At 52.0% G+C, this 19758-nt stretch carries 18 protein-coding genes and 2 pseudogenes; 9 read left to right on the top strand and 11 right to left on the bottom strand.

Translation table 11 applies throughout. From position 1 onward, the window contains the following. Positions 1 to 202: pseudogene (locus GOV91_RS22795) on the bottom strand (IS6 family transposase); the annotation flags it as partial. 65 nt (positions 203 to 267) lie between these two features. On the opposite strand from GOV91_RS22795, the pseudogene GOV91_RS21715 reads away from it, so the two are divergent. The 3 genes and pseudogenes from GOV91_RS21715 to GOV91_RS21705 form a co-directional block, all read left to right on the top strand. Beyond that, a pseudogene (locus tag GOV91_RS21715) lies at positions 268 to 666 on the top strand (transposase); the annotation flags it as partial. A 214-nt stretch (positions 667 to 880) separates the two neighbouring features. Further along, entirely contained in the window at positions 881 to 1297 is a 417-nt protein-coding gene (locus tag GOV91_RS21710; protein ID WP_171237016.1) for an Hsp20/alpha crystallin family protein, read from the top strand. A gap of 250 nt (positions 1298 to 1547) precedes the next feature. Beyond that, entirely contained in the window at positions 1548 to 2393 is an 846-nt protein-coding gene (locus GOV91_RS21705; protein WP_171237015.1) for a universal stress protein, read from the top strand. A 114-nt stretch (positions 2394 to 2507) separates the two neighbouring features. Here GOV91_RS21705 and GOV91_RS21700 read toward each other — a convergent pair whose 3' ends face one another. The 3 genes from GOV91_RS21700 to GOV91_RS21690 all read right to left on the bottom strand — a co-directional run bounded on the left by GOV91_RS21700 (position 2508) and on the right by GOV91_RS21690 (position 4809). Next, a complete protein-coding gene (locus GOV91_RS21700) occupies positions 2508 to 2669 on the bottom strand; it encodes a phosphotransferase (RefSeq protein WP_174836863.1) in 162 nt (53 codons plus the stop codon). Between the two features lie 298 nt (positions 2670 to 2967). Beyond that, on the bottom strand, positions 2968 to 3738 hold the full coding sequence (locus GOV91_RS21695) for an AMP-binding protein (protein WP_371732353.1): 771 nt from the start codon (positions 3736 to 3738) through the stop codon (positions 2968 to 2970). 30 nt (positions 3739 to 3768) lie between these two features. Continuing rightward, positions 3769 to 4809 carry an AMP-binding protein gene (locus GOV91_RS21690; protein ID WP_171237013.1) on the bottom strand — a complete coding sequence of 347 codons (1041 nt, stop codon included), beginning with the start codon at positions 4807 to 4809 and terminating at the stop codon, positions 3769 to 3771. A 118-nt stretch (positions 4810 to 4927) separates the two neighbouring features. Between GOV91_RS21690 and GOV91_RS21685 the strand changes: the two genes are divergently transcribed. Next, positions 4928 to 6151 (top strand): pyridoxal phosphate-dependent aminotransferase family protein, encoded by a 1224-nt coding sequence (locus GOV91_RS21685; protein ID WP_171237012.1) that lies wholly within the window; start codon positions 4928 to 4930, stop codon positions 6149 to 6151. A 6-nt stretch (positions 6152 to 6157) separates the two neighbouring features. After that, positions 6158 to 6946, top strand: coding sequence for an SDR family NAD(P)-dependent oxidoreductase (locus tag GOV91_RS21680; RefSeq protein ID WP_371732352.1), 789 nt, complete (start codon positions 6158 to 6160; stop codon positions 6944 to 6946). A gap of 4 nt (positions 6947 to 6950) precedes the next feature. Here GOV91_RS21680 and GOV91_RS21675 read toward each other — a convergent pair whose 3' ends face one another. The 3 genes from GOV91_RS21675 to ftsH form a co-directional block, all read right to left on the bottom strand. Further along, positions 6951 to 8009: a hypothetical protein gene (locus GOV91_RS21675; protein WP_171237010.1), complete on the bottom strand. Its 1059-nt coding sequence runs from the start codon at positions 8007 to 8009 to the stop codon at positions 6951 to 6953. Further along, a complete protein-coding gene (locus GOV91_RS21670) occupies positions 7999 to 9588 on the bottom strand; it encodes a GH3 auxin-responsive promoter family protein (protein ID WP_171237009.1) in 1590 nt (529 codons plus the stop codon). The genes GOV91_RS21675 and GOV91_RS21670 overlap by 11 nt, the downstream gene beginning before the upstream one ends. A 363-nt stretch (positions 9589 to 9951) precedes the next feature. Next, positions 9952 to 11865 (bottom strand): ATP-dependent zinc metalloprotease FtsH, encoded by a 1914-nt coding sequence (ftsH, locus tag GOV91_RS21665; protein WP_254440758.1) that lies wholly within the window; start codon positions 11863 to 11865, stop codon positions 9952 to 9954. Positions 11866 to 12211: 346 nt separating this feature from the next. Here ftsH and GOV91_RS21660 point away from each other — a divergent pair, with 346 nt between their 5' ends. Both GOV91_RS21660 and GOV91_RS21655 read left to right on the top strand, forming a co-directional pair. Continuing rightward, positions 12212 to 12739 (top strand): universal stress protein, encoded by a 528-nt coding sequence (locus GOV91_RS21660; RefSeq protein WP_171237008.1) that lies wholly within the window; start codon positions 12212 to 12214, stop codon positions 12737 to 12739. A gap of 106 nt (positions 12740 to 12845) precedes the next feature. Next, a complete protein-coding gene (locus tag GOV91_RS21655; RefSeq protein WP_171237007.1) occupies positions 12846 to 13829 on the top strand; it encodes a zinc-dependent alcohol dehydrogenase family protein in 984 nt (327 codons plus the stop codon). A 359-nt stretch (positions 13830 to 14188) separates the two neighbouring features. On the opposite strand, the gene GOV91_RS21650 is transcribed toward GOV91_RS21655, so the two are convergent. Then, positions 14189 to 14878 (bottom strand): DUF6629 family protein, encoded by a 690-nt coding sequence (locus GOV91_RS21650; RefSeq protein WP_171237006.1) that lies wholly within the window; start codon positions 14876 to 14878, stop codon positions 14189 to 14191. A 787-nt stretch (positions 14879 to 15665) separates the two neighbouring features. After that, positions 15666 to 16787: an adenylate/guanylate cyclase domain-containing protein gene (locus tag GOV91_RS21645; RefSeq protein ID WP_171237005.1), complete on the bottom strand. Its 1122-nt coding sequence runs from the start codon at positions 16785 to 16787 to the stop codon at positions 15666 to 15668. A 366-nt stretch (positions 16788 to 17153) separates the two neighbouring features. Here GOV91_RS21645 and GOV91_RS21640 point away from each other — a divergent pair, with 366 nt between their 5' ends. Then, positions 17154 to 17657 carry an Hsp20/alpha crystallin family protein gene (locus tag GOV91_RS21640; RefSeq protein WP_171237004.1) on the top strand — a complete coding sequence of 168 codons (504 nt, stop codon included), beginning with the start codon at positions 17154 to 17156 and terminating at the stop codon, positions 17655 to 17657. Between the two features lie 88 nt (positions 17658 to 17745). On the opposite strand, the gene GOV91_RS21635 is transcribed toward GOV91_RS21640, so the two are convergent. Together GOV91_RS21635 and GOV91_RS21630 are read right to left on the bottom strand one after the other, a co-directional pair. Further along, positions 17746 to 18081, bottom strand: a complete 336-nt coding sequence (locus GOV91_RS21635; RefSeq protein ID WP_171237003.1) for a YegP family protein — start codon at positions 18079 to 18081, stop codon at positions 17746 to 17748. A gap of 270 nt (positions 18082 to 18351) precedes the next feature. Beyond that, on the bottom strand, positions 18352 to 18918 hold the full coding sequence (locus GOV91_RS21630; protein ID WP_171237002.1) for a Crp/Fnr family transcriptional regulator: 567 nt from the start codon (positions 18916 to 18918) through the stop codon (positions 18352 to 18354). A 90-nt stretch (positions 18919 to 19008) separates the two neighbouring features. On the opposite strand from GOV91_RS21630, the gene GOV91_RS21625 reads away from it, so the two are divergent. After that, positions 19009 to 19566 carry a hypothetical protein gene (locus GOV91_RS21625; protein WP_171237001.1) on the top strand — a complete coding sequence of 186 codons (558 nt, stop codon included), beginning with the start codon at positions 19009 to 19011 and terminating at the stop codon, positions 19564 to 19566. Positions 19567 to 19758: the final 192 nt, after the last annotated feature.

Here is a 19758-nt window from a genome sequence, read left to right as displayed (position 1 = left end):
TTCTTCGGATTTCAGCAGCAAACCTTGGGCCAAACCTGTTCCACCAATACCGGACAGTTTCGTGACTCACGTCTATGCCTCGCTCGTGCAACAAGTCTTCGACATTCCGAAGCGAGAGCGGGAAACGGATGTACAGCTTCACAGCAAGGCGGATGATCTCGGGGCTGGTTTTAAAGTACTTAAATGGCGACTGTTTAATCATGCGCGAAGGCTACGAGAGCACCTTGCCCTGCTCAAGCAAAGTTATTCTGACAAGGCCGCCAGGAACTCAAGCAGTTCCGCCGCAACTATTCTGACCCAAACCGAGGGCCAACTGGCAAGGGCACGGGCCGCTACCGCGCCCTGAAAGACGTTTGCGAGGCCTGTCCATCAAAAGCCAAATGCTGCCCTAATGCCGATGCGCGCAAAATCACCCGCGAAGAGCATGAAGACGCTCGCCAGGTCGCCCGCGAAATCGCCAAAACACGCCAATACGAGATCTCAATGAAGCTCCGAAAGAAAGTCGAGATGCTCTTTGCCCACCTCAAACGCATTCTCGGCTTGGGACGGCTCCGATTACGCGGACCATGTGGTACCAATGACGAATTCCTCCTCGCCGCCACCGCCCAGAACCTCCGCAAATTGGCCAAGATCTTTCCCGCGCCGCAGCAATCGCGAAAAGCCTGATCAGAAAGGCGTTCGTGCCGTGCTCGGGTTACCCCATTCTGCACCAGCAACACGTTGTTTTTCCAAAGAATCGGCTCGGTGCAGACGTTCGCTGCGCAGTACATCAGTGACCGCTATGCGGACATTGCAGCCAAGCCCTTTTGATCCGCATCAAGGACGTGGAACGGCGACCAGCTCAATATCTCTCCAACCTATCAAAGAGGAGAACCCGGAAATGGTTGAGAAATCTCACACCAGTGGCTTCTGGCCTTCGCTTTATGAACCTCTTCGGCAGGCGGGGACGCATGTATCCGAATGGTTGGCCCCCGCATCAGAGGCCTCAGGATCGGAAGACACTTACCGTATAAGCGTCGAACTGCCAGGGGTGGCTGAAGGAGACATCGACTTGAGTGTTCATGACGGTGTTGTAACGCTGAAGGGCGAAAAGCAGACAGAGCGCGAAGAGAAAGGTGAGACATGGTTCTTCTCTGAGAGGCAGTATGGCTCATTCAGTCGGTCTTTTCGGCTGCCGCCGGACGCGGATGCTGGCAGTGTCGACGCACACTTAAAGGATGGAGTGCTGACCATCACTATTCCTAAGGTCGCACCGAAAAAGTCGGAAGGTACCAAGGTGCAGATCCGCAGATCCTAGGGCGATACAACTTGAACGTTACACTCAATGGGACGACTGCTTCGTGAGCTAGCAGACGCTGGAAGAAAATATGGCCTTGACCACAACGCGGACAATGTTGCCGCTTTCCGTGTCAGCGCCTCTCTCCCAAAGTGCATGGGAGAATTGACAGGCTAGAATTCTATACGACGGCGAAAAGCGTGTGGCCGAAATACAATTCATGATACAGTTGAAGGCCTCCGACTGGCGCCAAACTTCAACGGAGACCCCTATGGAACGCCGAACCATACTTTTTGTTATGAATGTAAAAACCGAGGACCACGAGATCGGCAAGGTTGCGGAAATGGCCGCAAGAGAGGACCATCATTTGCTTTGTCTTATGCTTGATATGGCCCCTGCCTTGCCTGCATATTCCTACTCGGTTCCGCCATATGGCGGGCTGAATATTCCGGACGATTGGAAGGAGACCCTAGCCTCCACGCAAGCTAATCTCAAATTCAGGTGTGATATCATTGAACAGCTGCTCGCACAGAGAAATGCGTCGGGGGAGGTTGAGGCTGTCCTTACTGCAAGCATGGATACCAAACATGTCGTTGCGCGTTTTGCCCGTGTCAGCGATGAGGCGATCTTTTCTCAAAGTCTGCGGGAGACCCGCGATCTGATGACCGAAGCGGCATCCGGCGTTTTGTTCCACTCACCGATCGGATTTCGGATCAATGCCAACCTAGCACGAAATTCCGAATGCATATTTGTCGCCTGGGACAGCAGCGAGGCCGCGTCTGCAGCAGTTCACGCCGCCCTACCGCATCTGCTGGACGCGCGCGAGGTGATTATAGGATGTATCGACCCTGTGACCACGGTTAACCGTGACGGGCAGGATCCCGGAACCGATGTGGCCGCATGGCTCAGCCATCATGGATGCTTGGTAACCTTGTCACAGTATCCCAGCGGTGGACGCTCCGTCGCCGATGTTATTCAGGACCGCGCGGCGGAATCCGGCTCAGATCTGATCGTGATGGGAGCATACGGTCAGGCCCGGATGATCCAGACTGTTTTGGGCGGAACGACCCGGTCGATGGTCGAACAAACCAAGTTACCGGTCTTCCTCGCCCACTGAGAAACCCCCAGCGGGATCCGCTTTTTTGAACGAGCACTCTGCGGACAAACCTGCTGGTTAACGGCCAGACGAATGATCTCGTGGTTGGTTTTGTAGTACTTTAATGGCGATCTTTTATTCATAAGCTGAGGCTACGAAAAGGTCCATAGCTAGGAAGGCTAGATCATAAAGAACGTCAACTGTCGCCAGTTGGTCATTGAAATCGATGCAGTCGAAGAGTCTGGGGCGCCCGCCGTAAAGGAAAATGTTTCGAAGATGAAGGTCACCATGGCACAGTCTAACGCAATCACGCGCGGCGCGTTTGTCGAGGATAGGGGTGCCAACTCCACTTGTTTTCGTTGACTTCGGAAACGGCTATTGGAACGGGCAGCAAAAAGCGAAAAACAGCTTAAGCACTTAACAACCCAATCTTAGCATTCGAAACCCGTCCAACTCCTTGATGTGGGTCAGATGACCAAGGATTGGATTCGTTTGAAAGTTCACACCGTTTTCGTATTTGTCACCCGCTGGCATACAAAAAGACCCTGCATTGCGCGTGCGCCAATGGTGGTTAGGCGCAACAAGAAATATGTATTCAGCGGTAAAGATCTGAGAGTGCTTTCTCATACCTTGCTAGAACTCTAGCTCGCTTAGGCTTTAGTGTCGGCGTGATTAGACCATTTTCTAGACCCCAGGGTTCAGTCTCGATGACAATGTCGCGGATGCGGGCAAAGGGCGGGATATCTTCCAATCTATTTGTTAGATGTTCAACCAGATTCCGTCGAACTTCTTCGGACATTGGGTTAGCTAAGGAAACATCCGTCTTTTCGCACCAAGCTTGGAATTTCGGCGCATTTACAACGACAACCGCCGAGCACCATGGCTTGCTATCACCCAACACACAGACCTGTTCGATCAGAGGATCGGCAACCAGAGCTGCTTCTATAGGCGTTGGATTGACGTTTTCCCCGGTCGATAGCACGAGGATGTCCTTTATTCTTCCCCTTATATAAACACGCTCATCGATTATCTCGGCCGCATCGCCTGTACGAAGCCAATGATCTTGATCGAAGGCATCGTTTGTCGCGTCTGGGTTATTCCAGTAGCCGATCATAGCGCTCGGTGAGTGGATCAACAGTTCTTGCCGATCACCTATTTTTAGTTCGCTGCCTGGAAGCGTGAAGCCGACGCTGTCACAGCGACGATCATCAATTGTCGACCCTGTTACTGCAGGTCCAGCCTCTGTGAGTCCATACCCCTGAAGCAGCGGGATTTCCATTGCTGCGAAAAACCGAGACGTATCTGCGGACAAAGGCGCACCACCGCAAACCAGCATTCTAATTTGCCCCCCGAAAACTTCGTGCACACGCCTGCTGACACGTCTACCGATCAGGGTCTAATAAAGGTTAGCCACAATAGAAGGAGGCGGCAGTTTATTTTCAACAACTTGCCGACGGCGCCAGCCGATTGCCTCTGTCCAAGCTAACAGCCTGCTGGCTATTACCGAACCTTCTGCTTCCGAAATCACTTTGTCATGGACTCTCTCGAAGAGTCTTGGCACCGCAAGCATGACGGTCGGATGCAGAGCCCGCATGTCTTCAGCCAAGTCTTGAATGGAGCGCGCGAAAGCCACCGGGCTGTTCGCAAGCATGGGACAGATATAGCCCAGGGTTCTCTCGAATGCGTGGGCCAAAGGAAGGACGGACAGGAATAAGTCCTTTTCGGAAATTGGATTGATTTCGCCCACAGTCGCCGCGTTCCAGAGGAGCGCTTTGTGAGTTAGCATCACACCCTTAGGAGGCCCCGTAGTGCCGGAGGTGTATATAAGTGTCGCCAAATCATCTGGCGAACCAAATTCACCTCGATCTTCTTTGTAACTTCCGATCTCTATGTCGGGGCAATCCATCGCTCGACCTTTGTTCGGCCCTTCCCCACTGACCAGCCAAACTTGTTTCAATACGGTCAAGGACTTACGTTCAGACCCCAAATCTTCCCATCTATCGATACTGTCGGTCACACATAAAACTGCACCGCTGTCGCGCAAAACGTGGCAAATATTGGCAACACTATCCCGCGTGTAGACCGGAATAGTTACCAACCCCTCGCACATGGCCGCCAGATCAGTGACTATCCAATCGACACAGTTCGGTAAGAAAATCCCGATCCGATCCCCGGCGCGCAAATCAGCTTGCGCGAAGGCAGCGCGGCGTTTGACAACCCGCTCATTCACCATGCGCCAAGTCAGTGTCTGCCAGGCACCGTTTACGAATTGAATATAGGCGGGGCTATCAGGCGTATCGTTGACCCTTGCTTCGAATGCTTCGGGAATCGTCTGGCACAGCGCTACATCCACCCCGCTGGTTGGCGATTTCTCAAGCATGTTTAATTTTCCGAGATCGCGTTCAAAACCTCCATGATTCAAATCAATTTCATTCAACGTTTGGCGGGTTAACCTGTCGGAGTGCGCCTTGAACGGCTCGACAATTCGAAGCTTGGAAAGAAAGGTTCGACTTATGGCAGGAACTACTTCTTCACCAGCTACACGAATAATGTCCTTGACGAAACTCGTGCAAAACTCAGGGCTGTACCCAAACAACCCTATCGTAAACAGCGCGACGACCGAGCCTGTGATATGGGTCGACGGTCGAGATCATCTGCTATTTTGCTCCAACAACCTACTAGGCCTTTCCAACCACCCAGACGTCAAAGCAGCGGCCCAAAAAGCACTGGAGCGCTACGGGCTTGGTTCCGGCGGATCACGACAGATGGCAGCGAACATCGATGTTCACAGAGCGCTCGAGCAGCGTATCGCCGAATTCGTTGGCCAAGAAGACGCGATCTGTTTTGCGGCAGGGTACATGGCTAACGTCGGGGTGATCCCTGCGCTTATGAAAGTAGACTTTCTTCAGTCTTTGGCCGAAACCCATCTTGGCCATCCCAGCCAAGACAAGCTTGGAGAAAATGACGCCGTTGGTTGGGAGGTGTTTAGTGAAGAACTGAACCACGCAAGCGTCGTAGACGGCGTCCGCCTTGCTAAGGCGAAGATCAGCAGGTTCCCGCACAAGAATATGAAATACCTCGCTAAGGCAATTGGCGAATCAAAAATGCCTTCCAAGCTTATGGTAAGTGATGGCGTTTTCAGCATGGATGGAGACATAGCTCCAATCCCGGCGATGGCCGATTTGGCTCGCGAGCACAATGCCATGCTGATGATCGATGATGCACACGGGGTCGGTATGCTCGGGGCCAATGGACGGGGGAGCCTCGAACACCACGGGGTCGCCACAACCGACGTGGACTTGCAAATGGGGACATTTACAAAGGCTTTTGGAGGCGTCGGTGGATATGTTTCCGGGGATCAGGAAGTAATCGACTTTTTGCGTATTTCTGCACGGACCTACATCTTCTCCGCACCATTGCCGCCAGCTATCGCAGCCGGGGTAACCGAAGCTATCGACATTGCTGAACGCGAGCCCTGGAGACGCGAAAAAGCGCTTGAGAATGCATTTTATTTCAGACGTGAAGTGGAATCCCGTGGGTATGAAACTCTTGGCAGCGAAGCACACATTGTCCCAACCTTGATTGGCGACGAAATAAAAGCGGCCGAGGTTACCCGCCTGCTTAGACATCGCGGCATCGTCGCACCACATGCTCGTTACCCCGCTGTTGCGCTCGGCCAGGCTCGCATCAGGTTTGTAATGACCTGTCAACACGAACGCGAGCAGATAGACTTCCTGCTGGGTTGTCTTGCCGAAATGCGTGAGACCCTGAACCTTTAGGAGCGCGTGACGTTGGAACCGCTAGACAACAGAACGGCGCTCATTACAGGAGCATCTTCGGGGATTGGGCGGGCATTTGCGGAAGAATACGCATCTCAAGGCGTCAATTTACTCATCGTCGCACGTCGGAATGATCCCTTACAAATGTTGGCGTCACAACTGCGATCAAAATACGGAATAGACGTCAAAGTTTGGGTTGGAGACCTTGCCATCCCTGATACGCCTCAAAGTTTGTTCGATTATCTGACTAAGCAAAACATCCAAGTGGACATCCTTGTGAATAATGCCGGGTTCGGGGTTCCTGGAAATCTGTGTGAGGTGGAATGGGACAGGCATCGAGAAACCATCGAAGTCATGGGCGCGGCCCCAGTCCAACTATGCTACCTTATTGCTCCCGCAATGCAGGAAAAAAGGTCAGGGCGGATCATAAACGTATCCTCGCTGGCGGCATTTGTTCCACCTCACGCAGGGGGAACACTGTACTACCCATTGAAATCGTACCTTGCTCAGTTCTCAATCGCATTTCGGGCGGAAATGAAACCAAGCGGCGTGCACGTTACCGCTTTGTGCCCCGGCTTTACACGCACAGGGTTTCAGGCCGCAGCAGGTGGAACCGTAGAATCTGTCACGATCCCAAAGTGGATGTGGAGCGAGCCGAATGATGTTGCGGCTACCGCGATACGCGCCGCAGAAAAAAACCAACCGATCTGTATCCCGGGTTTGTTCAATAAGGCTGTGGCATTGTTCTTCAAGATCGTCCCCGGTTCGCTGGGACGCAAGATAGTTGGCGAGTGACCGATCAGAAGACGTCACTAGCACTCACCATTACAGGACCGTTTCGCAACTTCGCGATCATATCCTCGCCCATTCCGACGACGTCGATCCTCAATTTAGCTGAGCCTGACATGGCATGAGATAAGAGGCCCATTTTTCCACATTCTCGAATGCGACGTAAAACGCTGCTTCGTTCATCAAGCATTATCAGGCCAATCTTGGCTTGGTAATGATGCAAGCAGGCTTCCAATAGCTTAAAGAACACCGCTTCCTGTCCCTCTTTCACGACCAGATTTCCAAATCTGACGACCCTAAGATCCTGCAAACTCAAAACGCCATTTAGCCCAGGCAAATATGGGAGAACCCTAAGAAAAAAGGCCCCTTGGATTCCGGGCATCGAGACGATCGACCACCTCAACAGTTCTGCCTGAGCGAGCGCTATTATTGCCTCTCCTTCTCTTACAGCAAAACACTCATCCGATTTGAATGAAGAGCGGAAGTCGGTCAATTCGTGGTCTTGATAAGTCTGCTCCAACTCGGCCAAAACCTGTTCCGCTTCCTCGGGATGGACCATGCCCACTTTTGGATCCTTGCGCGGAAAAAACCGCGAAAAAAGAGCCAGAGGTATGTTGGCCTCAACCGTATGACCAATCTGATCCGATAGGTGGAGCGAGTATTCAGTCGTTTCTTCGACATAGGCAAATCCAAACCCCGGTGACCCGACGGTCGAGGTGCAATAATTCCGAACATGCTCAATCAACTGCCCTGCAAGTCCCTCGTGCTGTCTATCAGGCCTAGTCGAGGCCATTACAAAGTGGAAACCATGGCACCTTTTCCCCGCCAACAATTTCAGACACTTATCCAGAACAAAAACGCAAAGCTCTTGCCCGGCATCAGACAAAACGAAAAAACTTGGGTCACGCAAACGAGCCAACTTATTAGGGACATCAATAATGCGGTATTTCGTGGATCGACTCCCCCAGACTGTATGTCCTAGCAATTCAACGGTTGCCGCCGAAGGTTCATCCGATCGCGTGATCAGTCTGAGTAAGCTGGGGTCTTGCCAAATCACCTCAACCGTCATGAGTTTGACCTTCGTTTGACTCGCTCAAAATCGCCTTGCGCATGTCATCGAACAAACTGGCATCGGTTACGATCCTGGGAACCTTGTACTGACCGCCCAAGCCACGACGAGATTTCATCCATCTGAGGAACCCTCCCGCGGAAACGAAACTCACTTCTGGTGTTGAAAGAGCGAGACCTCTTGCACGTAACTCGGAATAATCTTCATTTTGGCTGCACAAGACTTTGTCAACTGTTGCAGCGAACGTTTCCGCAGCATTCGAATGAGGTTCTCCCTTTACTTCGACGAGATAGAGATGGTGATTGCGCTGATCTTCGCAAACTGCACCCACGCTATAGTCGACAACGGAGAGCCCTGTGTTCGATGCAGCCACAGCTACTGCCTCCGCGATTTCCGCTTCAATCAGATGTTCACCGAAGACAGACAGCCCGTTTTCCACTCGCCCGACCACCAACAAGCGCGGTGGCGACAGATCCAAAAAGCGCACAATATCCCCTACAATATACGACCACAGTCCGGCGGCCGTTGAAATTGCCAAGGCGTAATCAACTCCGGTTTCAATGTTTCCAACCCAGTACCGTTCGGGATTTTTGGAATGGAGCTGTTCCGCCGGAATAAACTCAAAAAACACATGACCATTCAGGTGCAGGCGCATACCCTCCCCGTCGCCTCGGTCGGCGTAGGCAAATACGCCCTCGCTGGCAGAGTACATCTCTCGCGTTTCTGCGTGGCCTCCCTGCATCAGCGCCACAAACCGCTGCCGGTACGGAGCGAAATTTACGCCACCGTGAACGATAAGCTCTAGGTTTGGATACCAATCGACTAGTTTTACTCCCGAAGTGTCCCGATCTTTTGCGAGTTCGTCCAAAAAGATAAGCAACCAGTTTGGTGACCCCCCCAAAAAACGCACATCTCTCTGCAAAGATAGGGGTGCCAGACGGCGGATCTTTTCCTCCCAATCTGCGATCCCGGCAATATCGGGGGTTGGCAACACTCGACCCTCAAACCAGTTTGGCATTGCACCTGCAGTGATGGCACTGACGGACCCCACATCCACCTCTGGAGTGGCGTGCTGCAAGTCAGTTGGGCCGGTCAAACCAAGTACAGAGCCCCCCAGCACCCTGCTGCCCGGTCGATTAACAAAGTGGTGACACAAAAGATCTAGAAATCCGCGCGCCGCAGAACGCCGCATCTCGGTCGAATATGGAATGTATTTAGAGCGACCCGTTGTTGTCCCGGAGGTCATTGCAAAATGCGGAATTCGCCCCGGCCAAGTTTGGTCGATGAGATCGGGGTATCTTGCCTGCCACCACTCCTGCCAGAACTCGGCGTATTGGCGGATAGGCACTCGCTGCTGGTAGTCTCTGAGTTTGGAGATTTGGTCAAAGCCATGGGCTTGTCCGAACTTCGTTTTAGACGCGCGGCGAACAAGCCTAGTCAACAGCGTCGATTGAACAACAGAGGGGTTCTGTCGATTCAAACTCCAAACCCTAGCCTTCGCGTACCGACCAGCCAATGGGCTGAAGTCGATCATGCGACTGGAACGGCTAATTGCTCGTGTCGGTTGAGGTTTGTTCATCGCCTAGGCTGCCCAGTTCACAAGGTTAATTTGCGAAAACGATTACTTCTCCAGAGTTTCACACTTGCCATTGACTGTCGGCTAGACTCTCCGTTGTAAAATTCGCATAGCGCGGTAACTTGTACAGCAAAATGTCCGTTTTCCACGAATACGTTGGTCTCGGCCTGCGCTACCGCTGACAGATTTCGGCATATTCTATCGAAATCTTTTTGGCCTCCCAACTTGAGAACCGTAGCTGTTCAAGTGGCGCGCCACATTGATTTGGCTCAAGCACCGTTGGCCTGACTTTGCTGTCTGCACTGAACCAAAGAAGTTGAACACTTGCCGCGTGGCCAGCGAACACAGTGGTTGATAATCTTGGTATCAGTTATGCGGAACCGCTGGTATTTTGGTCACCGAACTCCGAGTTTGCTGCGGCTGCTCAATTGTACGTTCTGGATCCAGGCAGGCCTGAATTTCCGAGAAGTCCAGAGTTTCATTTTTTTCAAGCGCTGCAATCAACGTCTCAACCTCGGGCTTGTGCTCTTCGAGAGTGGAAATTGCTCTGGCTTCGGCGTCAATGAGCATTTTCATAACCGCCCGGTCTACTTGTGCTGCCGTTGTATCAGCTATGTTCGTCGGCTGCGCGATTGTACGTCCCAGAAATGGGTGGTCGTCGCCTTGTCGCAGGTCGATTGGGCCGAGTTCTTCGGTCATCCCCCACCTTGTCACCATACGTCTGGCGGTTTCGGTAGCCCTTCGGATGTCGTCGTCAGCGCCGGAACTGACCGTTCCCAGGAACAGTTGCTCTGCCGCTCGCCCCGCAAGCAACGCAACAATCTGATCTCTGAGAAACGTTTCACTAAGGGTATGACGCTCTGCTTCCGGCAATGAGTGTGTCCCCCCAAGTGCCTGACCTCGCGGAATAATCGTCACTTTGTACAAGGGGTCAGCTTCTGGCGAGAAATAGCAAACGGCGGTGTGGCCAGCCTCGTGCACGGCAAGACGGTGCCTTTCTTCGGGTCGTATCGCAAGAGTGCGGACAGTCCCCATCATCACTTTGTCACGCGCTTCATCAAGGTCGTTGCGAGAAATCAGATCAGCTCTTCGCCGCGCTGCTCCGATTGCGGCCTCATTAAGCAAGTTTTTCAGGTCAGCTCCCGAGAACCCCGGCGTTCCTGCTGCGATCCAACCCAGGTCGCCAGTATCTTCAAGCGGCAATTTTCTTGCATGTATGTCAAGAATAGCCCGCCGGGCATCTTTCTCAGGCAAGTTCAGTGTTACATGACGGTCGAAACGGCCAGGCCGGAGTAAGGCTGGGTCCAGCACATCTGGCCGATTGGTCGCCGCCAGCACAACAACAGATTCTCGGCCACTAAATCCATCAAGCTCGGCAAGTATCTGGTTCAGTGTCTGCTCCCGTTCATCATGACCACCGCCAAGCCCTGTTCCACGAGTACGTCCGACGCTGTCCAACTCATCGATAAAAATAATGGAGGGAGCAGCCTTACCCGCCTCTTCAAAGAGTTTACGCACCCTTCCTGCGCCAACGCCGACGAAAATCTCAATAAACTCTGAACCAGATGTCGAAAAGAATGGTACGTCGGCCTCGCCGGCAAGGGCTTTGGCCAGAAGCGTTTTGCCCGTCCCCGGGGGGCCAACAAGCAAAACCCCATGTGGGACCTCAGCGCCGACACGGGCAAAACGCTCTGGGTCGCGTAAAAACTCTACTAACTCTATTACTTCGCGCTTGGCCTGATCCTGCCCCGCGACATCTTCGAAGGTTACCTTTCTTCCAGCTTCGTTTGGTTTTGAGAAACGACCGCTGAGTAGACCACCAGAAATACCTCCCGGACCGCCGGCTATCCCGCCCGTCATTCGTCTTTGAAACCAGAAATACAGGGCTAGGATAAATATCCACGGAATAAGATAAACGAAGACCGAGGTTCCAGATGGCTCAATCGCAGTAACATCAACACCGTTATCTTCCAGCAGCGCCAACAAATCCGCGTCGCTCTGGCTTGGAACAACGGCCCGGAAAGCTTGCTCACCATCCCCGTCTGCAGAGGTAGCGCGAACCGTTATGCTGTGATCACTTAATTCTGCCGAACGAACCCGTCCCGCACGAATGATCTCTTTCACGCCGCTATATGAAATCGTCGTAGCGGTCAGATCGGTAGGCGGCGCAAAGAAACTTGCGACAATTAAAGTTCCCATCGTGGCAACAAGCGCAACATAATAAATCCACTCTGGCCATTTTGGCCCATTGCCGGGATCTTTCGGTGGCTCTTGTGGCATAAGCGAAATCTTTCAAACAGACTGGTACTTGCGTCCGCAGACAGCACAACCTCAGACCCTCAACCAACCACACAGACTATGCATCCTTGATCAAGGCCCAATCAAATAATAGTCGACTTTGCATTATCTTAGCAAAAACCAATTGCAGATTTAGCTGAAGTTACATGCGTTTGAACAAACCGCTTTTCACAGCAAACCTCCAGGCTTCAACACCACTCGAACCTCGGTCAAAAGGGTGGCAACGGCGGAAATCGCAAGTTTCGAGTTCACTGAGTCTATTGACCTGCATCAATGCATCTTCCTCTGATACCCGTCAGTCTTGGCCGTTCAAAACGGAGGGGAAGCCATGATTTCGAATATCTTGGTCGCAACTGACGGCTCTGAAACAGCTGATCGTGCCGTTGAATTCGCTACAAACCTAGCGCTCAGACTGGATGTGCCAATGACTATCGGCCATGTTCTTCAACATGGCGCTCGCATTGAAGAATTAGGCCGCATGACAGAGGTCGAGCACTTGGTTCAGCAAGTCAAAAGCGATGTGAAGCTTCATTTGGGCGACATTCCATCCAATATTTACGCGGTATTTTCGGGCCCCCTGTCACGCGCAGACAGAGAGCGTATCATCACAGTGATTGGCGGGAAAATCGTTGATGGAGCGGCGCGACGCGCGAAGGATGCAGGCGCGAAGAGCGTTTCGACACCGGTAAACAATGGGGATTACGATGAAGGCATCCTAAAAATGGCCAGTGAAATCGGTGCAAACACAATAGTTATGGGCCACCGCGGCTTGGGCCGGGTTCAACGGATCTTTCAAGGCAGCGTTTCGCAAAAAGTCAATCAGCGTGCAGACTGCACGGTGATTACCGTACGCTAAAATAAAGCAAACGGACCGGATACTATTCTGTGGTACCGACGCATTCAGAATTTCTGCAATGCGCTGCGTCAATGTCGGCAACAAAGGAGATCCAGAGGAAAAAACTATGCGAGCAATGGTTTTTGGCAATGCCGTCTCAAAACTGGAACTCAGAAATGTTCCGACCCCGAAACCCGCCGCCAACCAGGTGCTTATCAAAGTTCTGGCATGTGGCGTGTGTCGAACCGACTTGCACGTTATTGACGGCGATCTTTCTGAACCAAAGCTCCCGCTTATCCCTGGGCACGAGATCGTTGGCTGCATCGAAAGATTGGGGACCAATGTCGAAGGGTACCAAGAAGGGCAGCGCGTTGGTGTGCCCTGGCTCGGGCGTACGTGTGGGAATTGCTTTTATTGCCTCGAAGGACGGGAAAATCTGTGCGATCACCCCGGGTTTACTGGCTATACGATCAATGGAGGATACGCCGAGTACTGTGTCGCTGATTCCAAGTTTGTTTTCTCATTGTCCGAAAAAGCTGACCCCGTTTCCCTGGCACCTCTTTTATGTGCGGGCTTAATCGGCTACCGAAGTTTAAAACTCGCAGGCAAGGTCCACACACTGGGCATCTATGGTTTCGGCGCCGCCGCACACATTCTTTGCCAGATTGCGAAACATCAGGGTATTGAAGTTTTCGCCTTTACTCGAGATAGCGACATAGCCGCGCAAAATTTTGCGCGAAACCTTGGCGCAAGTTGGGCAGGAGGCTCTTCGGAGACGTCACCATCACCATTGGATGCCGCAATAGTTTTCGCTCCAGTCGGAGCTTTGGTGCCTGCTTCGTTAAAGTCTGTGCGCAAAGGAGGCCGTGTTATTTGTGGGGGAATCCACATGAGCGATATTCCAAGTTTCCCGTACGCCGATCTTTGGGAAGAGCGATCAATAGCCTCCGTCGCAAACCTTACGCGTCAGGATGGTAGAGAATTTTTTACTCTTGCTGAAGCTGCAAGTGTTCGGACGGAAGTAATTCCTTATCCTCTTGAGAAAGCAAACGACGCGCTTGATCACCTTCGGGAAGGCAAGCTGCAAGGAGCAGCGGTGCTTGTACCTTAGACGTTCTGCCTGCATTTGTGCGACGTGAAAAGCCTGAATTCCGGAACAGGCGAAGCAGTCAGCGAGAACTGCCGTGCAATGCTCATTTCCTGATCCCATTTTCTCCGGATTTCTAACGCAAACATCGTTCCACAACGGTTCTACCGGAAGCGGACAGTTTCACTGCAAAGTTCGCTGCCAAGCTCTTGAAGAAAGACCTCGACGTTTAGAAGCGATATCGGGAACCAAACGTACGGCATCACGGTGAGACAAGTGATCTGGGGGATAATATTGAAGCCGTTGAAAGGAAATCGCTTATTCATGCGCTAAACCTGCGAAAGCCCCGTGCCCGCACTTAATAGCATTTTTCAAAATGTCCCTCAACCTTTGGCGGGCCCACCTAAGCCGTCTACCTCCCAGTAGTGAAACTTTAGAACGAAGTAGATATAGGCAGACAAACCAGCCGCAACGAAGCACCAGATTGACGTGAAGGCATGAGAAGCAAAGAAGAACCCCAAAGCAACGGAAACGACAATTAGATACCCGAAACCTCGTAAGCCTTTATCGCTCGATCCCACAAGCGGAACGCAGATCACCAAAGCGTAAAAAACACGTGCAAAGTTCCTCGTAATCTCGGACGGGAACGTTTCAATGTTTTCATATTGAATTGAGTGTTGAGCAAGGCCAATATCTAGATTTGCTGGTGACAACAACACTGGCAAGTAAAGCAACAAGCCAAGGCAAAAACCAATTCCGCAAATCCCTTGGAATATGAGCCTGCGACGCCGGTCACTTTCAATCGAAGCCGCGGACAGCGGAACCCAAAACGGCCAAAATAAATAGGCAAAGAAGAGAAACGTCAACGCAGCTGCCGAAGAAGGGTTCGCCGACGGGTCGTCAATGGACACCCACAAGAAGCCTTCGGACAATTGCTGAATCCCAAAGAAAAGTGGAAAGCTGGCTAGCGGAAGAAATCGTTCGCCCATTTGCAACGCCAAACGTATCGTAAGACCACTGCAGGCAATGATCGCTGCACCGGCTACAAAACTGGCTTGTGATGAGAAACACATGCTTAAACCACCTCCACCGTTTTACATAGCTGAAGTCGTTGAAGCAAAGAACACTTTTCATTTCGAAGTACTGCGTTGTGCCGCCTAAAGGGCGCATTGTGAGTTGTCTGGCCAACCATTTAGGAACCGGTGCTGCCAGGTAAATTCGGACCAATCAAATCGGACCAACCAGCGGAATGTTGGTTGTTCAGCGTTGACGATCTCAGCGACCGGGTCTGCGAAGAAGTCGGTTAAAAAGTTAAGTGTCTTTTTGTTTTCTTCCCACGTATCAAGGAATGCCGATACTCGTATTTCAAGCTGATTGAGTAGCGTTAGTGCATTCGACTACGTATGCGGTTGGCTGGGCGTCGCTTTTCGCTTGATACCTTTGCAAAGCTCACAAACCCATTCAGCGGTTCCATCAATCGCTCGACTTGAACTCTTTAGGTCGTGGTAGGAAACGATCCGCTGTTCGCGGCAAAAAGGACAAGTTGCAATCGCATGAAAATCGGGAACATGGACGGCTTTCGGCGGGGCGGGATTGCAAACCATAGAGTTCTCCAATTGGGAGGATACCGCGCGTGCTGAACATAGGTTAGCGGCCTATTTTGACACTTTGTCGGGCTATATCATCACCAATTCTAACATAAGTCGCTACGCTGTGCGATTTTCGTTTCGGAAGGCACGCCTTGAGTGCGGTTTAGTAATTTCACAGATTTAGTTAATCGTCTGCCTTGCAGAGGATGCGGTCATTGGGCTTCGCACGTTTGAGCTATTTCGGGCCGTCTAGTGTGCTACAGCGCCAGCATCAGTTCGTGAAAAGTTCCATTACTCCGATATTTTTCGCCCGTGCCGTCAACTTTTTTGAGAACTTCTTACGGCTGACTGTGTCGAGTTCGTTCCAGAAATCTCGGCTGACACGGATGCTTCCAAGCTTACTATGGCCGTCCAGTATGTCTTCGGAATGGATCTGTTCAAGCCGCGCTGCTTTGTTAACCTCTGTCCCAATCTTCGTGAACTGATGTCGTGTTGCAGAACCGAAATCTCCACTCACGACCAGCCCGATATGTAGGCCAATTCTGAGGGCCAAAGGCTCGTTTCCTATTCTAATCTCATTAACGTTCTTTACCGATTGCTCAGCGGCACGAACAGCGTCCGAACAGATTGACGAGGCGTCTTCGACTTTGCCCTTCATCACCCAAAACGCCATCAACCCGTCACCGATGAACTTATCTATGTGTCCGCCTCGATCGAGGACGGGGGACGTTTGTGCGTTGAAAAAGCGCTGAACGATGTCGGCGACGCGCTCCGGAGGCGTATTAAATGTGAACTTGCTGAATCCGACCACGTCGGAAAACCAAATTATAGCCCGCTCGATGAGGTATTCGGCTTGTTGTTCGCTCCCGGACTGCATTCGGCGACTTAAGGCGTACTGGTTTGTGCAAGCGTGTAGAATGCGCGTGTCGTCAGCCAAGTGGCGGCTAAGAGACGCAGTCTTCCTAGTCGTGCTTCGAAGTTTGATCGAGATAATTTTTGCGATGTTTCTCCAAATGATACCCGCTTCTGGGTGTGTCTCTATATTGGTCCGATCAATAACTAAAACATCGACAATACTCTCGTTTGCGACAAGGTCGTAGACACGTTGATACCCGTTGCCGGCCAAGTGTTGTTCTCCGATCACTTCGTTTCGCCGCCGAACGAAAAGAGTTTGTCCATTTAATTTAATGGCGACAGATCCATTAACGATAATCCAGAGACACTCTGCCGGATCGCCGGCACTGCAGATAGATTCACCTTTGGTGTACCTGTATCTACGTGGTTCGAGCGGCGTGGTGTCTTCGACATCGTCAATGAGTCCGGATAGCGCAAGTGCTTCCTCGCACTCTGGACCCAGCTTCTCAATTGGTGTGATCGACGCATTTTCCGCCATTCGAGCCTCCGCATCCACATCCACGTCTCCTGCTCGCAGTATCACCATAGCACGAAACCCCAAATCGAAAGTGTTGCTTGGGAAGATTGAAGGAATGCGATCTGCTCTCGGGTGGCTTGCCCGCAGTGTTCTCAAATTCCGCTCTGGGCTCGGAGTGGCCGCTCGCGGCACTAGGCCTGAATGACGGCTCTGCGGACGAAGCAGATGTTGGCGACTGTGCAGTGTTCTCGGACTGTTGGATCGGCTGTTCGCCGAACCGACTGCTCTCTTGCGACACTTCTGTTTTGAGCAAGATCAAAGCTAACGTCGCAGTTTCTAGTAGAATCTCCTTGCATTCTGATCGTGGAAAAGGAGGAGGTCCAGAAGATGCTTGAGGACAAAAAGTCACCGCAACTGTTCACTGGAACAAACCCGCTGACTGACAGTTTTCGGCGGGAGATGGAAACAATGATGTCGCGTTTCTTTGGAGGCGCTTCACCATTCGCGCCACTTGAGACGGCTGCACAACGGACTGGTTTCCCGTCGCTTGATATGACCGGCGCGGTTTCACCTGCCATAGACATCACCGAGGCAGATACGGCTATCGAATTGACAGCCGAGTTGCCTGGACTGTCAGAAGATGACGTCGAACTCGAACTCAAAGATGGAAGACTGACGATCCGCGGTCAGAAAAACGTCACACACGATGACAAGGGCGATCTGCGCATTAGCGAGCGGAGCTACGGCAGCTTTGCGCGAACGATGACGTTGCCTGACACGGTAGACATCGAAAACATCAGCGCAGAGTTTGACAAAGGCGTTTTGCACATCACGATGCCCAAAACCGAGCCAAAAGAACCAAGCCGGAAAATCAAGGTATCTTCGAAATAGCCGCCCAGCCAGTCCCAAGCGGCTTCAAGCGCAAAGCCGGATTTCGTGAACACTCAGAACGAAGCGCGGCTGGGGGCAGCGCCCCTGGTCATGTTGTCTGGTCGTCCATTTTAGCATCTGGCGCGTTTGTCATAACAGACGATATACCTTTGTCCCGAGCAGCTTCGCTGCTGTAGGTTTCGCTTGTACCGATCACTTGTCCGTTCGACGCTTTCAAATTGAACATTGGTTGCCCGGAAGATGCGGTCTTGCGTTCAAATCTGCCGTCCATCGCAGCATTTTTTCGAACTGACTCGATCCCGTTTTCCGCGCTGGCTTTTTGTTTGTAGCCCTCGCTGGCAAGGATAATCTCACCGTTTCCGGCCTTCAGCCGAAACCGGTACTCCCCGGCTTTGTCTTTGTAGAGTTCGAACTTGCCCGCCATAAGAAATTAACTCCCAACCAGTGTGTTCACATGCGAACAATGAGGTTAATTTTGGCGTTTTGGCAAGAAACTCCGGTAATTGCCGCCAAACAACTCTACGCGGCACATCGCACCAAAGCGCTTGGGAGTCGGAGACCCTCAGCGTCATGCTGGGAGCGGCCATTAGGTGGCTAAACGTGAACGACTGCTGTGCCGGACAAAACCGCCATTGCTTAGCGAGTGAATGGTTCCGAACTACGACTGCCTTCGCCTAAGAATATTCGACTGAAATCACCTGTTACGAGCTCTGCTCAATGTGACGGGCGTCATTCCCAGGTATGAAGCAATGTGGAAATGGGCAAACAGCGCTTCATACCCCGGGTGTACCTTTCGAAACCACTCTAAACGTTGCCGCGCGCTCAATGCTGCAAGGCACCACTCGCGTCCGACTTTGCGGGTCAACTCCTCGCGCATTAAGTTGTTACCCCATTCGCGTATGCTTTCGAAATTCACCATTAGGTCCATCAACTGCGCAGCTGGCATTGTCGCAGCAACGGCGTCATCCAAAATCTCAATATCCACCAACGAACATCCAACTGACGTTCTGGCCATGTTGGGCGTTATCACCATTGGAGCGGCGTACAGGTTCAGGGTTACCTCCGTACCCTCGGCATCGGTGACTACGCTTCGCGCACGTCCACTTAGTAGGAAATACTCATTCTCGTCTCGCTCACCTTGGCTCGACATGTAAGTTCCGATTGGCCAGTTACGAAATTCGAATGCATTTACCAGTGTCTCCCGATCTTTGTCCGGGAGTTCCATCATGAATTCTTCGATGGTTTTCAGATGAATTTCCACTCCATGCGCCCCTAACTCACGTTATCAAATGATAATGCTTGAACCGGCCGCGCACTGATAGTCCAGCATTGTCAATGTTGGAGAACATCTATGAATAACTCACTTCCCTACCCACATCATGGTTCACGAATCCTGCTGTTCTGGTGCGCCGCGATGCTCGTCTACTTTGTTATGGTCTTCGGTTCGCTTGTAGACATTGAACAGATCACCGGGGTTAGGGCATTCGACATGCGCCCAAACGGCTATTCCTACGCTGATGCCCTGGCACTCATTTCCGCACTCGGAGAAGAAGGACGACGAGTTTATCTTACCATGCAAATTCCACTGGACACGGTGTACCCGGCTCTATTGGCGATTTCGAGCGCCAGTTCGCTTTATTGGTTGTCGCAATCCTTTGGCTCGACTGCTCGATGGTATCGAGCCGTTGCCGCTGTAGCTTATCTTGCGGCAATCGCGGACTATGCTGAGAATGGGTTGATCGTCTGGATGCTAAATGCCGGTCTTGGCGTTCCCGAAGCACTGGTTACAGCGGCAAGTTTGGCGTCGGTGAGCAAGGCTATCTTTTCGACGATTGTGTTTACCACCTTGCTGATTGCACTAGTCGAGTTCGCTATACGGAGAATACGTCAGCGACCAAAGGTCAATTGAACGTCCGCTTTGGACTCGAAGCGGTTGCTCGTAGAGTTTGGGCGAACGTCTGCTGTGTGGACGGAGCAGACATTCAAAGCAAAGGCCGATGCCGCCAGCGGCCCTTCGGATTTAGAAAGCTTGCAAGGCGGAACGGCAGCGATGCACAGTGGACGCATGTCAACCTTTCAACGGATCATTCTACCTGCAACC

Origin of the sequence: Ruegeria sp. HKCCA6837, assembly GCF_013034475.1 — a bacterium.
Lineage (GTDB): Bacteria > Pseudomonadota > Alphaproteobacteria > Rhodobacterales > Rhodobacteraceae > Ruegeria.
Note: the sequence above shows the minus strand (reverse complement) of the source record. Positions and strands in the feature narration are given on the sequence as shown.